General features: G+C 69.6%; 12 protein-coding genes and 1 tRNA gene. 7 read left to right on the top strand and 6 right to left on the bottom strand.

Going from position 1 to position 13,420, the window contains the following annotated elements; all coding sequences use genetic code 11:
- Positions 1–44: 44 nt before the first annotated feature.
- Together pcaB and ED92_RS04410 are read right to left on the bottom strand one after the other, a co-directional pair.
- On the bottom strand, positions 45–1,418 hold the full coding sequence (pcaB, locus tag ED92_RS04415; RefSeq protein WP_037333216.1) for a 3-carboxy-cis,cis-muconate cycloisomerase: 1,374 nt from the start codon (positions 1,416–1,418) through the stop codon (positions 45–47).
- Positions 1,419–1,443: 25 nt separating this feature from the next.
- Positions 1,444–1,983 (bottom strand): DinB family protein, encoded by a 540-nt coding sequence (locus ED92_RS04410; RefSeq protein ID WP_037335989.1) that lies wholly within the window; start codon positions 1,981–1,983, stop codon positions 1,444–1,446.
- Positions 1,984–2,082: 99 nt separating this feature from the next.
- Here ED92_RS04410 and ED92_RS04405 point away from each other — a divergent pair.
- From ED92_RS04405 to ED92_RS04395, 3 genes are all read left to right on the top strand, one after another.
- A tRNA-Lys gene (locus tag ED92_RS04405) sits at positions 2,083–2,158 on the top strand.
- Between the two features lie 200 nt (positions 2,159–2,358).
- The gene (locus tag ED92_RS04400; RefSeq protein ID WP_037333215.1) at positions 2,359–2,814 is read left to right on the top strand and encodes a hypothetical protein; all 456 of its coding nucleotides are present in this window, start codon (positions 2,359–2,361) and stop codon (positions 2,812–2,814) included.
- Between the two features lie 140 nt (positions 2,815–2,954).
- Positions 2,955–3,752 carry a hypothetical protein gene (locus tag ED92_RS04395; protein ID WP_037333214.1) on the top strand — a complete coding sequence of 266 codons (798 nt, stop codon included), beginning with the start codon at positions 2,955–2,957 and terminating at the stop codon, positions 3,750–3,752.
- Positions 3,753–3,795: 43 nt separating this feature from the next.
- On the opposite strand, the gene ED92_RS04390 is transcribed toward ED92_RS04395, so the two are convergent.
- A complete protein-coding gene (locus ED92_RS04390; protein WP_037335986.1) occupies positions 3,796–4,341 on the bottom strand; it encodes a response regulator transcription factor in 546 nt (181 codons plus the stop codon).
- A 395-nt stretch (positions 4,342–4,736) separates the two neighbouring features.
- Between ED92_RS04390 and ED92_RS04385 the strand changes: the two genes are divergently transcribed.
- Both ED92_RS04385 and ED92_RS41260 read left to right on the top strand, forming a co-directional pair.
- The gene (locus ED92_RS04385) at positions 4,737–5,774 is read left to right on the top strand and encodes a hypothetical protein (protein ID WP_152610827.1); all 1,038 of its coding nucleotides are present in this window, start codon (positions 4,737–4,739) and stop codon (positions 5,772–5,774) included.
- 240 nt (positions 5,775–6,014) lie between these two features.
- The gene (locus ED92_RS41260) at positions 6,015–8,756 is read left to right on the top strand and encodes a hypothetical protein (protein WP_052120259.1); all 2,742 of its coding nucleotides are present in this window, start codon (positions 6,015–6,017) and stop codon (positions 8,754–8,756) included.
- A gap of 99 nt (positions 8,757–8,855) precedes the next feature.
- On the opposite strand, the gene ED92_RS04375 is transcribed toward ED92_RS41260, so the two are convergent.
- Positions 8,856–9,425, bottom strand: a complete 570-nt coding sequence (locus tag ED92_RS04375; protein ID WP_037333212.1) for a hypothetical protein — start codon at positions 9,423–9,425, stop codon at positions 8,856–8,858.
- Here ED92_RS04375 and ED92_RS42710 point away from each other — a divergent pair.
- Together ED92_RS42710 and ED92_RS43265 are read left to right on the top strand one after the other, a co-directional pair.
- The gene (locus tag ED92_RS42710) at positions 9,403–10,440 is read left to right on the top strand and encodes a hypothetical protein (protein WP_037333211.1); all 1,038 of its coding nucleotides are present in this window, start codon (positions 9,403–9,405) and stop codon (positions 10,438–10,440) included. The two genes, ED92_RS04375 and ED92_RS42710, sit on opposite strands and share 23 nt — an antisense overlap.
- A 71-nt stretch (positions 10,441–10,511) precedes the next feature.
- The gene (locus ED92_RS43265) at positions 10,512–11,354 is read left to right on the top strand and encodes a class F sortase (RefSeq protein WP_235213189.1); all 843 of its coding nucleotides are present in this window, start codon (positions 10,512–10,514) and stop codon (positions 11,352–11,354) included.
- A 16-nt stretch (positions 11,355–11,370) separates the two neighbouring features.
- On the opposite strand, the gene ED92_RS04360 is transcribed toward ED92_RS43265, so the two are convergent.
- Both ED92_RS04360 and ED92_RS04355 read right to left on the bottom strand, forming a co-directional pair.
- Complete coding sequence (locus tag ED92_RS04360) at positions 11,371–12,264, bottom strand: hypothetical protein (protein ID WP_152610823.1); 894 nt, start codon at positions 12,262–12,264, stop codon at positions 11,371–11,373.
- A 176-nt stretch (positions 12,265–12,440) separates the two neighbouring features.
- The gene (locus tag ED92_RS04355; protein WP_037333210.1) at positions 12,441–13,169 is read right to left on the bottom strand and encodes a dienelactone hydrolase family protein; all 729 of its coding nucleotides are present in this window, start codon (positions 13,167–13,169) and stop codon (positions 12,441–12,443) included.
- Positions 13,170–13,420: the final 251 nt, after the last annotated feature.

Genomic DNA, 13,420 nt, shown 5'->3' with positions numbered 1-13,420 from the left:
GCGGTGAGCTTGTACCCCCTACACGGAGCCGGTTCGAGACCGGTTCAAGGAGTTTTCGGTTTTTCTTCGCGGCCCTCCAGCGCGGCATCGACGAGCACCCCGGCCGAGCCGGTGTAGTGCGCGGGATCCAGCAGGTCGGCCAGGGATTCTGCGGGAAGCACTCCGGTTATCTCCGGCAGGCCGGAAAGAACCTCGCCGAGGGCCTTGTCCTGTTCGAGGGCGAGCTTGGCCGCCTGCCCGAGGACCTCCTTGGCCCGCGCCTTGCCGAGCAGCGGGGCGAGCACGGTCGAAAGCCGCTCGGAGACGATCTGGCCGTGCGTGAGGCCGAGATTCTCACGCATGCGCTCGTCGTCGACGGCCAGGCCGCGGGCGAGCTCGGCCGCCGTATGCGTGGCGCCGCCGGTCAGGCGCAGGCACTCGCGCAGCAGCTGCCACTCGGCGTGCCACGCGCCCGCGGACCGTTCGTCCTCGGAGATCAGGGCCTGGGTGACGCCGGTGGCCAGCACCGGCACCTGGAGCGCGGCCGACCGGATCAGCGTCGCGAGCACCGGATTGCGTTTGTGCGGCATCGCCGAAGACCCGCCACGGCCCTCACCCGCCGGCTCGGCGACCTCCCCGACCTCGGTGCGCGTCAGGAACTGGACGTCGACCGCGATCTTCCCGAGCGCGGCGGCGGTGAAGGAGAGGGCGGCCGCGAGGTCGGCCGTCGGCGTGCGGAGCGTGTGCCAGGGGAGCGTGGTCTCGGCGAGCCCGGTCTCCTCGGCGAAGGCCGTTTGGAGGCGCTGCGGATAGCCCTCGGGCAGGTCCGCGAGGCGCGCGTACTCGGCGTACGCGGCCCTCGTGCCCGCTGCACCCCCGAGCGAGACCGGCAAAACGACCCGGTTCAGCCTGTCGAGCGCTTCGAGCGTCAGCTGACGCCAGCCCGCCGCCTTGAGCCCGAACGTCGTCGGCACCGCGTGCGCGGTGAGCGTGCGCCCGGCCATCGTCGTGTCGCGATGGGCGCGGGCGAGATCCGCCAGGGCCTCCGCCACCGACTCGAGGTCCGCGACGAGAAGCGCCCGCGTCCGCGCGGCGACCAGCATCATCGCCGTGTCGAAGATGTCCTGGCTGGTGGAGCCGCGATGGACGTACTCCGTCCCGGCGGCCTCGGTCAGCTCCTTGATCAGCCCGACGACCGGGTTCGCCGTCTCACGAGCCGCCCTCGCCAACGCGACCACATCGATGTCGGCGGACGCGGCCGCCTCGGTGATCGCCGCCGCGGCGTCCTGCGGGATCAGCCCGGTGCGGGCCTGCGCCCTGGCGAGCGCCGCCTCCGTGTCCAACAGGGCCCTCAACCAGGCGAGATCACCCGTCGCCGCCTCGGCGGGCGTGCCGGCGCGGACCGGGGACAGGAGGCCGGAATCGGGATCGGCGTTCATCGGCCCAGCATCGCATTTCAGAGTTTCAGTGGCCTGTCCTCCCGTCGATGCGCTCGCGAAGCAAGTCGGCGTGGCCGTCGTGGCGCGCGTACTCGGCTATGTGACGGGTTAGCAGCCACCGCAACGAGAACGGCTCCCCGTCACGATGGCGCTTGCCAGTGTCGTCGAGCGACGCGGCCGCCACGATCTCCCGCGACCGCGCACACTCCGCACGCCAAGCCGCCCACGCCTCCTCGACATCGCCGCCGAGATCCTCGAAGTCCTGCTCGGGCCACTCGTCGGAGTAATAGAGCAACGGGACGTCCTCGCCCGCGAACTGCACGCGGAACCACCAGCGCTCGACGCCCGTGAGGTGCCTGAGCAGCCCGTGCAGCGACAAACCCGACGGCTCGATCGGCCGCAGGGCCATCTGCTCCGGCGTCAGCCCCTGACACTTCAGCTCGAAGGTGCGGCGATGCCAGTCGAGCGTGGACGTCAGGATCTCGCGCTCGCTGGCCACGCGCGGAGGCTCCGGGCGGTCGCCCTCCCAGCTCGCCGCGTAGTTCTCCTCGGGGATCGTGTCCATGCCCACGACCATGGCAGAGACCCCCGACAATTCCGTGGCGCTCCCGCCGCCGCCCCGGCATCCTGGTGGTCGACGGCGGTCTACTAGACTCGGCCGCACGGGCCGTTAGCTCAATTGGTAGAGCTGCGGACTTTTAATCCGTAGGTTCTGGGTTCGAGCCCCAGGCGGCCCACCACCTCGACATCCCCGCTGATCAGCGGGGATGTTCTTGTCTGTGGATCTTGCGGTCGTCGGCGTGATCTCGGCTGGGCGGTGGGGGTTGGTTTGAAACGCTTGCGCAGACTTTGGCTGTTGCCGGTGATGTTGTGCTGCTCATGTTCGACCGAGTCAGGGAGCGTGGTGACGAATCCGGCTCCCTCTCCGAGTCGGGCTCCGGTGGTTTCGCCGGAAGTGGTTTCCGCGGCTTGCGGCTTCCTTGGCGCCGATGAGCTTCAAAGCGCCCTGGAGTCGAAGGCCGCCTACCGGTCGGTCGAGGAGAAGCCGGTGGAGGGGCAGCGGAGCGTTGCCTATGGTTGCGAGTTCAGTCGTGTTGATGACGGGTCTGGCGTCGGCAGCTTGATGGTGACCGCGATCAAGGGTGAGGCGGCGCCGGAGAGCGCGCTCGCCGTTGCCGAGCAGAACTGTCTGGGTGAGGGGCAGGCTCAGCCGCTGGCGGGCGCTGGGGAAGCGGCGATGTGGTGCCGGAACGAGGACCTCGACACCCTGGTCGTGACCGTGAAGCGGAGCCACGGCGAGGTCCGGATCGCGCACTTGACGCTTGCCGGTAGTCCCATGGCCGCCAATATCCCCGGTTATGCCTCGTTGGCGCGGCTTCTCGGCGGCAGGCTGTAGCGCCCTAAGAGCGGCCCCAGGCCCTGAGCGGCAAGCGGCAGTTTTGGCGAGAAGGGGTCACAACAGCGCCGCATTCTGTGACACTTTCACGGGCTGTGTCCCGTTGTGTCAGTGCGAGAAGGGAATCTGCTGTGTCCGGAATGCTCAACAGACGCAAGGCGCTCGCTCTCGGTGGAGGGGCCGCGCTCGGCGCCATGGTCGCCGGTGCCGGTACGGCTTCCGCCGCGACGGGATGGATCCGGCTGCCGATCGTCACCGCCAACATCGGCCGCGACAACCTCGGGGCGCGCGAGGCCGCGATCGACGCCGTCCGCAACTGTGACTCCCTGGTGCGGCCCCTGGTCGGCTGGCAGGAGATCAACGAGGGCGACACCGGTGAGCCCGCGATGATCGACCACTACTTCGGGCCCCTGTACAACAACGCGTTCCTGCGCCACAGCACGTCGTTCCGGATCCCGATCTCGATCCCGCAGCCGTGGGAGGTGGCGAGCGCGAAGACCACGTATGTGCACGGCGGTATCACCGGGGTGACCCCGCCACGCTGGATCAACGAGGTCGTGGTGCGTCATCAGAGCCACCCGACGCTCCAGTTCGCGCTGATCAACTCGCACTACATCGCGAACGCGTACAACGGCGACCAGCGCGCCGACCTGCGCGACGAGTGGAACGAGCACAAGAGGATCCACGCCAGTCGCGTGCTCGCGCACCACAACGTCGGACGCCTGGTCTTCTGGACCGCGGACACCAACAATCCGAACTACTACAAGGCCACCGGCCTGGACGCGGAGCGCCGGTGCTTCGGCACCGGGATCGACCGCATCAACTGGCTGGCGGGCAACGGCGTCGTCCAGGAGCAGTTCATCGACACCAAGACCGTCGACATGCGCGTGGACGGGCATGACGCCCGCGTCGCCGTCTTCCAGGTCCGCCTGGCCTGACGGTACGCACGGGCCGGGCGCTGCCCCGCCCGGTCCGTGCGGGTCAGGAAAGGAAGCCGGCGCGGAAGCCGATGGCGACCGCTTCGGCGCGATCGTGGACGCCCAGCTTGCGGAAGATCCGTTTGCAATGGGTTTTGACGCTGTCTTCGGAAAGCTCCAGATCGGCGCCGATCTGGACGTTCCGTTTCCCTTGCGCCATACCCCAGAGGATCTGGAGTTCGCGTTCGGACAGACGGAGGAGCTCGGCGTCGGGCGGTGCGGTGGCCGGCTCGGGGTCCAGACCGTCGTACTTCCGGAGGAAGCCGCCGATACCGGGCACCAGCGCCCCGGCGGTAGTACCGAACGATCCGAACATGATCACCGCGGCGTCGGGCGCCACCGACAGCAACGCCGCCGCGGCGGCGGGTCCGGTCGGCTCGTCCGGCCGGACCGCGACGAGCACCACGTCGGCTGGCGCGCGCGTGTAGCCGCGGACGAGTTCCTCGGCGGTCGCGGCGCATTCGACGCGCCCGATTCCCGGCGCGCCCCGCAGGGACCGTGCGATCCCGTGGCGTGTGCTCGGCCGGTCGGCGTAGACCACTATCGCCACCGCGACCGTCCTTTCCGGGGATCGATCGCGATCGCGTTCGTTTCGGGGATCGAACACGGCCTCCATGTCCCTGGAACGCCGGTGCGCACATTCTCTTACGCGGGATGATCAAAAATTTCCGGCACCCGATGCCGAGTTATCGAACTGTGACCGTCGATCCCGAGTCGGTATTTCGACAAGCAGTTGACCGCCGCCATTTCAATTCACCCGATCGTGGACATAAGGCCGAATTTTTCGCGTTACCGCTCCGACGGAGAGTGGTTCATTCGAGGTGGTGAAGACTGTAAGGAGTGGCGGCCGCGGGTCCCGTAAGTGGCAGTTCCCTATTGCCCGACGGGTCCTTACTGTCTGCTGTTGGGGCAAACCTTCGAGTAAGCCGGAAATGGTGGAGTGCGATGGTGCGGCTGCGAACGACCGACGGTGGAATGGGCACGGCGCCCGTTTCACGCGGTCGTCGCGTGCCCGCCTCGTGGCGGACGAGATGCTTCGCCGTGGTCTGCCGCGCGGTTCTGCTCGGCGCGTTCATCCTCGCCGGCTTCGCCGTGATGAACGCCTTCGAAACCGCTGTCGCCGCGGATACCGGATGCGATCCAGGTGACCCGGCCACGGCGCCGCCGGGCTGCGAACTCGCGACCGTCGACGTCCAGGAGACGGAGCCCGCCGCGCGGATCGAGACCTCGCCGATCACGACGAAGGCGATCTCCCTCGTGAACACGACCGCCGGGCGGGCCACGGCCTTGGTCGGCTCGGCCGCGCCGGCGCTGGCTCCGGCGATCGAGCAGGTCACCGCGATGACGACCGCGCTCACCCAGACCGTCGACACCGCGGTGAGCGAGACCGTCACCACGGTGAACCGCACGCTCGACAACCCGATCACGACCAAGCTCACCGGCACGGTGTCCGCGCTCGCGCCGGTCGTTTCCAGCACCGGCTTGCAGCCCCGGATCAGCGTGCCGGGCATCGTCACGATCACGGCGACGGAGGGCTCCCAGCCGGAGTCGCCCCGCCTGCGGCCCGTCCCGGAAACGCACCGTGAGCCGGTCCCGGCGGCGCCGCAGTCCTCGACGGCGGTGGACCTGCCGGTGGTCTCCGCTCCGGCGGCTCCGCTCGACGGCGACTGCGCGTTCTGCGTGAACGGGCCGCACGAGCCGTCCTCGTTCCAGTGGCCGACCGCGACGGCGGCGCCTGCCGACCTCGGCTCGCAGCGCCCGGTCGACCGCCTTCCCCTTGGTTTCCCGGCGGCGCCCATCGGCGCCGTCGGGCCCGGCGCCGGCACTTCGTCGGCGGGCTCGAGCGGTGGCCACGCGCAAGGCGCGATCGTGCTGCCCGGCAGGTCCGCCCACAACCAGCGGATCGCCTGCTGGAGTGTCGGCCCGGATCACATCGCTCCGCTGCGCAAGCGCGCGCAGCAACCTCCAGTGTCGCCTGACTGACGTGTCGGCCACCGAAGTGAATTCCTGATCGGTAGCGACAGCAGGACCGCCGAGGTGCAACTCGACGGCAGGCTCGCGAACTCATGGGCTGAAATCGCCAGTCTGTAGCTCCCGCTGCCACTACCTCCATCAAACGGTTTGGTGTCCAGGGCTGTCGGTGAACAAACCCCTTTTCTCAGCAGACACGTCAACCGCCATGCCGACTTTATCGGCAGGCGCTCATGAACTGGAGCGTTGAAAATGAAAATCACACGTCGGACTCGGCGCCATCGCGCCGATGTCCCCGGCGGACGGGCCTCCATCGGCCTTTCCCCGGCCAATCCGTTCTCCCGCCGATCGAACCGCGTACTGCGCGGGGCCGCGATATCGCTCACCGCGACGTTCGCGATCGTCGGCCTGGTCACGAACACCGCCGCTGCTTCCTTGCCGGGCCTCGATGGCCTCGGCCTTTCCGGAACGGACACCACCTCACTGCTCACGAGCTCTCAGCCCGGCTCGTCGGTGAGTGCTTCCGGAACGAGCGGCACCTCCAGCCCGGTCCCCACGGGGGACCTCCCGACAGCGCAGATCCCGACCGTCGGCAAGTTCCTCAGCGGCGACGTGCTCAGCGGCGGCGTCTTCACCGGCGGCCTTTTCGGTGGCGAGACGAAGCAGACGTCCGTCGACCCGAACCAGTCCGGCGGCCACTCGACCGGGGACACCACCCATGAGGGCGGCGGCGACGCGTGCGACTTCTTCCTGCAGCACATGTGGAAGAACGAGGACGGGATCCCGCTGCTGGGCAGCAACTCGCACGCCCTGACCTACCACACCGACCCGGCGTACAAGAACCTGATCCTGTCCATGGCCAGCGGTGCGATCGGCAACTCGCAGATGCCGGTCATCGACGCCTACGGCGGGCCGCTGGGCTGGATCCCGATCTTCAACCCCTCGCATGTGCGGGGCCACGGCACCGACTACCTCACGATGGCGACGGGATGCGGCGGCATGGGCCTGCCCATCGACACCAAGACCATGGCCGTCGACATGTCCCGGCTGCCGACGCCGGAGAAGGTGGTCAACTTCGTCCAGAAGGGGATGCCGAGCGTTCCCGACCCGGCGAGGGTCCTGGCACCGGACTACCTCTACAACACCCTCCAGGTCGCCGAGATGATGAACCGGCTCGGCCCGGACACCGTGTTCACCCCAGACGAGTACTTGTCCTTCGCGGGCAACAACTTCGACGCCATGCGCCTGCTGTGGCAGACCGCGTTGGAAAAGGTGAGCAGCGGCGACCCGGCCGCGGTCTTGGACGTCCTGAAGGTCACCGACAACATCAAGACGTTCGAGTCGCTCGGCATGCCGGGCCTGCCCGGCTCGGGTGGTGACACGGCGACCGGGAGCTTGCCGCTCGTCGGTCCCGCCTTGGGCGGCGTTCTCGGCGGTTCGCCGACCAAACCGGGCACCCCGGGATCGTCTCCGCTGCGACCGGGTGTCCCGGCCATCGGCGGCACGCCGATCTCGGGCGAGGGCCCGACCATCCCGGCCGGCTCGCCGGTCTCGGGTTCGGTCACCTTCACGAACACCGGCACCGAGACGCTCACCAACCTGAGCGGTTCGTTCCCCGGCGGCACCGTCACCCCGTCCGCGACCTCGGTGGCGCCGGGCGGCACCGTCACCTACACGTTCACGGCCCCGGCGAAGTCGGGTTCGCAGAGCGCGAAGCTGACGATCACCGGCACCAAGCCGAACGGTTCGACCGTCAGCTCGGAGATGACGATCCGTTACGTGGGCAAGCCCGCACCTGGCACTCCTGCTCCGGGTACGCCCGCTCCGGGTCTTCCTGGGCTGCCTCTTCCGGGGTTGCCGAGCCTGCCCCTGCCGGGTACTCCCAGCGGGCCCGGAACGCCGACCCAGCCCGGTCTTCCCGGACTGCCCGGTCTGCCGGCCCTCGGTGGGATCTTGGGCCCGGTGACCGGACTGCTGGGCAACCCGCAGCCGCAGCCGACCCCGGTCCCGCTGCCGACTCCGCAGCCGACCCCGGTTCCGGTTCCGACGCCGCAGCCGACTCCGCACCCGGTTCCGGTCCCGCAGCCGACCCCAGTTCCGCAGCCGACGCCGCAGCCGACCCCGGTCCCGCAGCCGCAGCCGCAGCCGACTCCGCAACCGACCCCGGTCCCGCAGCCGAAGCCGTCGGCGAGCATCTCCATCGGTACCCCGCTGGTGAACGGGAAGGCCGCGGGCAGCGCCCCCGGTCCGAACGTTCCGTCGGGTAGCCCGGTCACCATCACCATCCCGGTGACCAACAACGGCACCGTCCCGGTGTCCGGGCTCGGTGGCACCACCTCGCTCGGCAAGCTGAACTGCGGCTCGGCCCAGCTGGCGCCGGGCAGCACGGCCCGCTGCACGGTGACCACGACCGCGCGGCCGGGCTCGAACACCGCGCAGTTCAACTTCACCGTGTCGGGTCCGAACGGCACCCAGCAGAGCAAGAGCTGCCGGATCTTCTACACCGGTACGCAAGCGGGTGCGGGCAAGCTGTCGATCACCGGCAAGCCTTCGGTCAACGGCACCGTGGTCGGCTCGAACTCGACCGTCACCGTGCCCGCCGGCAGCACGTCCACCATCAAGGTGCAGATGACCAACACCGGCACCGCGCCGATCGCCAACCTACGGGGCACCTCGCAGAACGGCCGGGTCACCTGCAACGACGCGACGCTCGCCCCGGGTGCCAGCACCCAGTGCACGATCACGTTCACCGCGAGTCCCGGTGCCAAAGCGGTGAAGGCGTCCTTCACCGGTAAGGACGCCTCCGGCAACACCGCGACCGTCGGTTTCTCGCAGAGCTACACCACCACCGGTGTGTGCACCTGCGACCCGGCCTCGTCGACCAGCTCAGCCACGTCGTCGACCGGCTCGACCACGTCGACCGGGCACACCACGTCGACCGGGTCGGCGGTCACCTCGCCGCTGTCCATGATCACCGGCGCGGGCACGCACTGACAGACATCGGCTGACGACAGCCGGACACCGCCGAGACAACTGATCAGCTCAGCAGAGCGTGGAAAGGTTTCTCATGCGTACCTGGGTAAAACGGTCCATTCAGGCCGGGTTGCTCGCGGGTGGCTTGATGCTCCTCGGCGTGGGTGTGGCCCACGCCGAGGAGGACACCGGGCCTTCGCGAACAAGTGACCAGGCGACCGACACGACCGCGGGCACCAGCCCGCTGAACACCGTGACGTCGCTGGTGTCGGGACTCGTGCAGCCGCGGCAGGCGGCGACGACCACGACCTCGGCATCCGCGTCGACACCCACCACAACGACGACAACCAGCACCGGCTCGGCTACGTCGCCGGGCACCGCGTCGGCGACCCGGCTGGTGACCGCGGCAACCTCGGCGATCACCGGGGAACCCGCGGGAAGCGGAGCCACCAGCGTCGCCGGGACAGTACCGACGGCGGCGACAACCGCCGGCACCACCACGGGTGACGACACGGCCAGTGCCGCCACGACCACGTCGACTCCGGCGGACACCGGGTGTTCGTGCGACCTGACCGTGGGCACGCCCTCGGTCAACGGCACGGACGCCGGATCGCCGGACAACGCGGTACCGGTCACCGCCGGGCAGCCGGCGACGGTGACCGTGCCGGTGACGAACACCGGCACCGGCACGGTCGACAACGTCAGCGGAACCACCGCCGACGGTGCGTTGACCTGTTACGACAGCACGCTGACCGCCAGTGAAAGCACCGTGTGCACCGGGCCGTTCACGCCGACCGCGGACACCACCGCGGCACCGGTCACGGTCACCGGCACCACGGCGAACGGTGAGCAGGCCGGTGCCACCGGCACCGCTTACCTCGCGCCGGCCGTCAGCCCGGCACCCGCACCGGGTACCGGCGGCGACACCGGGTGTTCGTGCGACCTGACCGTGGGCACGCCCTCGGTCAACGGCACGGACGCCGGATCACCGGGCAACGCGGTACCGGTCACCGCCGGGCAGCCTGCGACGGTGAGCGTGCCGGTGACCAACAGCGGCACCGGCACGGTCAGCAACGTCGGGAGCACCACTCCCAATGGTGCCTTGACCTGCGATGACAGCACTCTGGCCGCCAAGGAAAGCACTGTGTGCACGGGAACGTTCACGCCGACCGCGGACACCACCGCGGCACCGGTCACGGTCACCGGCACCACGGCGAACGGTGAGCAGGCCGGCGCCACCGGCACCGCTTACCTAGCCCCCGCCGCGCCCGCACCGGCACCCGTTCCGGCGCCAGTGCCCGTTCCGGCACCGGCACCGATGCCGGTACCGGGCACCGGCGACCCGCACGGTGACCCCGGGACCCACCCGGGTTCGCCGTCCACCGGCGGCACCGGCGGGACGGCCGGTCACCAGACCGGTGGCTCCGGGCACGGCACCGTGGGTGCCGGTCAGGGAGTGGTCATGGTGGGGAACGGTCTCGTTTCCCACGCGGCCGGAATGCACAGCGGTTCGGCGGAAGCGGCTCTCCACGGCGCCTCCGGCGAGCACGTCGACGCCGGATACCCGGTGCCCGCCGGTGCCGTCGAGGCAGGTGGCGGCGGGACCGCTGACGATCAGTGGGCCGTCGGCGGCGGACTGGCGTTCCTGGTGATCGCCCTGCTCATGGTGACGGCGGTATCCGCGCGCCGTCGTCACCTCCGATAGGGGGAACGGTGTGGTGTGGCCTTGCCCCGGCCACACCACACCACCCCTCCCGGTTCGACGACTGGAGAGGCATGGCTGTCGAAACCATCCGGACCCGGTTGCTGCTGCTCGCCCTGGTCGGCCTGGCGTGGATGCTGGCGGCCGTCACGTTCTTGCCGGGCAACACCGGCTTCGCGGTGGTGAGCGCGTCGCTCGTGATCATCGTCGGCGTCGGCTGGGAGACACTCCAGGAGGCCGGCCGGCAGCTGCGCCGAGGCAAGGACCGGCCGGGTCCCGGATTCGGCGCGATCACCTCGGCCTTGGCCGCCGCGGCGGCATTGGGGCTGGTGATCAGCCTGACCACGGCCCCGATGCCGGCTCCGCCCGCGCCTGGCATGGCAGCCCCACGACCGTCCCCGCCGCCGGTGATGCCGGCCAGGACGGTCGTCGATCCCGCGGTCCGGGTGAACCCGATCGCGGTGCACATCCCCAAACTCGGCGCCGACTCGTCCCTGATCGAGCTCGGCCTCGACACGAACCGGCGTATGCGGACCCCGCCGGTGTCCACGCCGATGCAGGCGGGCTGGTACGAGCCGGGACCGGCGCCCGGCCAGACCGGGCCCGCGGTGATCGTCGGTCACGTCGACGGCGCGTCCCAGCCCGGCATCTTCTACCGGCTGCACGAACTCGCGCCGGGAGACCGCGTCACCGTCGAACGCGCGGACGGTTCCGTCGTCACCTTCGTGGTGCGCCGGACCATCCACGCCCCCAAAGATCGCTTTCCCACCAAGGAGGTCTACGGCCGCACCGCCGGCCCGGAACTACGGCTGATCACCTGCGGTGGTTCCTTCGACCGAGCCGCGCGCTCGTATCGCGACAACGTCATCGTTTTCGCTCGGCTCGAAGGAGACGACGGCCACGACCGGCATGGGTGAGCACAGAAGACCGTCATCATCCGTCATGGCGGTGAGCAGCGATCAGCCGTTCCATCACTTCGACCGGGAGTGACGGGTTGGCGGCCGCGCATCCGGCGAGGTTCGAGTCTTCCACGAGTTCGATCAGGACGTCGGCAGGCAGGTTCGGGTGCGCCGCGGCCCACCGTCGCGCGACATCGTCCCCGAGACAGAGCAGCAAGGTTTCCCCGCGCGTGTTCGGGTGTTCGGCGACCGCGCGGTAGGTCCGGCGTGCGGTGGCGTTGCGTGCCATGTGATGCAACAGATCCGGGTCGCAGTGGGGGTTCGTCGCGAGCCTGCGGAACAGGCTCGGCCCGTGCCGCTCGGCGAGTGCCCACAGCCGGTCCGCCGACAGCGCGGGATGTGGCGCGATTCCTTTGGCGACAAGGATGTCGTCGTCCGTCACGAGCAGTTCGAAGACATCCGCGGGCAGTGCGGTGCGCTGGGCGACCAGCACGCGGACCCGTGCGGACGGTGATGCCGCGAGAAGACGCAGTTCGTCGTCCGTCGCCGCCGTGACACGAGGCAACAGGCTCGGCCCGATCCGGATCGAGTCGGCCAAGTGGGCGAGCACGTCCAGCGGGACGGCCGGGTTGTGCGCCACGCTTCGCCGAACGTCCGCGTCTTCGTCGTTCGCCAGTCCGCGCAGGATCGGCTCCGACACCACGGCGGGATTGGCGGCGAGGTCCGCGCGGACACCGGGGATGGGATCGGCGGCCAGCCGTTCATGGATCTCGCCGGGAAGATCCGGACGACCGGCGAGTGTCCACCGGACCAGCGCGCCGTCGTGGTCCAGCAACGCGATCACCTCGTCCGAAGGTGTGGCCGGATCGGCTGCCCGCGCGACGTCCGGATCGGCGTCGTGCCAGGTCGTGTCCGATGGCGTTGCCACGGGTGGGGTGGGCAGGAGTGCGCGCAGAGGGCCGGGCAAAGCCGGGTTCGTCGCTAGACCGCACAGGATCTCTCGCGTTCGTTCGTCCACTCCGCACTCCGGTCGGATCATCGCGGTTCCGCTCAAGATACGGCCTGAAGCCGGGGCCGCGGCCGGTACCGCCGCGGCCCCGGACGTCACTTCAGGTGCCGGGCGAGGAACCGGCCCGCGGCTTCCCCGGCGAACGACGGGACGCCCGTGTGCCCGCCCATGTTGGCGTTCAACGTCTTCTCGTTGGAGCCGAAGGCGTCGAACAGATCCAGCGCCTGCTGCCGGTCGTTCCCTTCGTCGTCCCATTGGAGCAGGACGTGCAGCGGGATGGTGACCTGCCGCGCTTCTTCGAGGATGCTGCGCGGCACATAACTTCCGGCGAACAGGACGGCGGCTTCGACGCGGGGTTCGACCGACGCCAGTCGTGTGCCGATGGCGATCACCCCGCCTGAGAACCCGACCGGGCCGCCGATTTCAGGCAGTGCGAGGAGCGCGTCGAGGGTGGTTCGCCATTCGGGGACGGCCGTTTCGACCAGCGGGAGGACGAGCCGGTCGACGATGTCGTCGGTGACCGGCTCGCCGGCCTTCAGTGCGCGCTGAAGATCGGCGCGGGCCTCGTCGACGACGGGGAAACGCGGCCGGTCACCGGCTCCGGGGAGCTCGATGGTGGCCGTGGCGTAGCCCTCCGCCGCGCAAGCGAGGGCGCGGGCCACGAGCCGCGGGTGCATCCTGCCCAGCCCGCCGGGGTGGCCCATCAGGACCAGCGGGACCGGCGCCGCGGACTCCGGGGTCCACAGGATGCCGGGGATCTCGCCGAGGGTGAATCCGCGCTCGAGGACGCCGTCTTCGAGGTGTTTTTCGGAAGCGAAGTGCATGGTCGTGCCTTTCGGGAGTGCTCGTGAGACGGCGCTCCCGGACGACCTATCGCCCGACCGTGACCCCTGAGGGGAGCACCCATGTCGAAATGTCCACGGGTACCACCTCCTCGTTCGCTCGCACGGCCTCCGGCAAGGTAGCAGCGGCCGCGATCGGGTGCCAACGGTTTATTGAGAGGTAAGGCAAGGGTGTCGTGCTGGTGGCGCCACCTTGGCGAGTTGAGTGCGCCACCTTCGCCCTGCTGGTCGAT

The organism is Amycolatopsis sp. MJM2582, assembly GCF_000754115.1.
GTDB classification, from domain to species: domain Bacteria; phylum Actinomycetota; class Actinomycetes; order Mycobacteriales; family Pseudonocardiaceae; genus Amycolatopsis; species Amycolatopsis japonica.
The sequence above is the reverse complement of the archived record's forward strand: the minus strand, read 5'-3'. Positions and strand labels throughout refer to the sequence as shown.

Excerpts from the sequence above, each read along its gene's own strand:
- ED92_RS04355 (WP_037333210.1), bottom strand. The coding sequence starts at position 13,169 with ATGCACTTCGCTTCCGAAAAACACCTCGAAGACGGCGTCCTCGAGCGC.
- ED92_RS43265 (WP_235213189.1), top strand. The coding sequence starts at position 10,512 with ATGGCTGTCGAAACCATCCGGACCCGGTTGCTGCTGCTCGCCCTGGTC.
- ED92_RS04410 (WP_037335989.1), bottom strand. The coding sequence starts at position 1,983 with ATGGACACGATCCCCGAGGAGAACTACGCGGCGAGCTGGGAGGGCGAC.
- ED92_RS04385 (WP_152610827.1), top strand. The coding sequence starts at position 4,737 with ATGGTGCGGCTGCGAACGACCGACGGTGGAATGGGCACGGCGCCCGTT.
- pcaB (WP_037333216.1), bottom strand. The coding sequence starts at position 1,418 with ATGAACGCCGATCCCGATTCCGGCCTCCTGTCCCCGGTCCGCGCCGGC.
- ED92_RS41260 (WP_052120259.1), top strand. The coding sequence starts at position 6,015 with ATGAAAATCACACGTCGGACTCGGCGCCATCGCGCCGATGTCCCCGGC.
- ED92_RS04395 (WP_037333214.1), top strand. The coding sequence starts at position 2,955 with ATGCTCAACAGACGCAAGGCGCTCGCTCTCGGTGGAGGGGCCGCGCTC.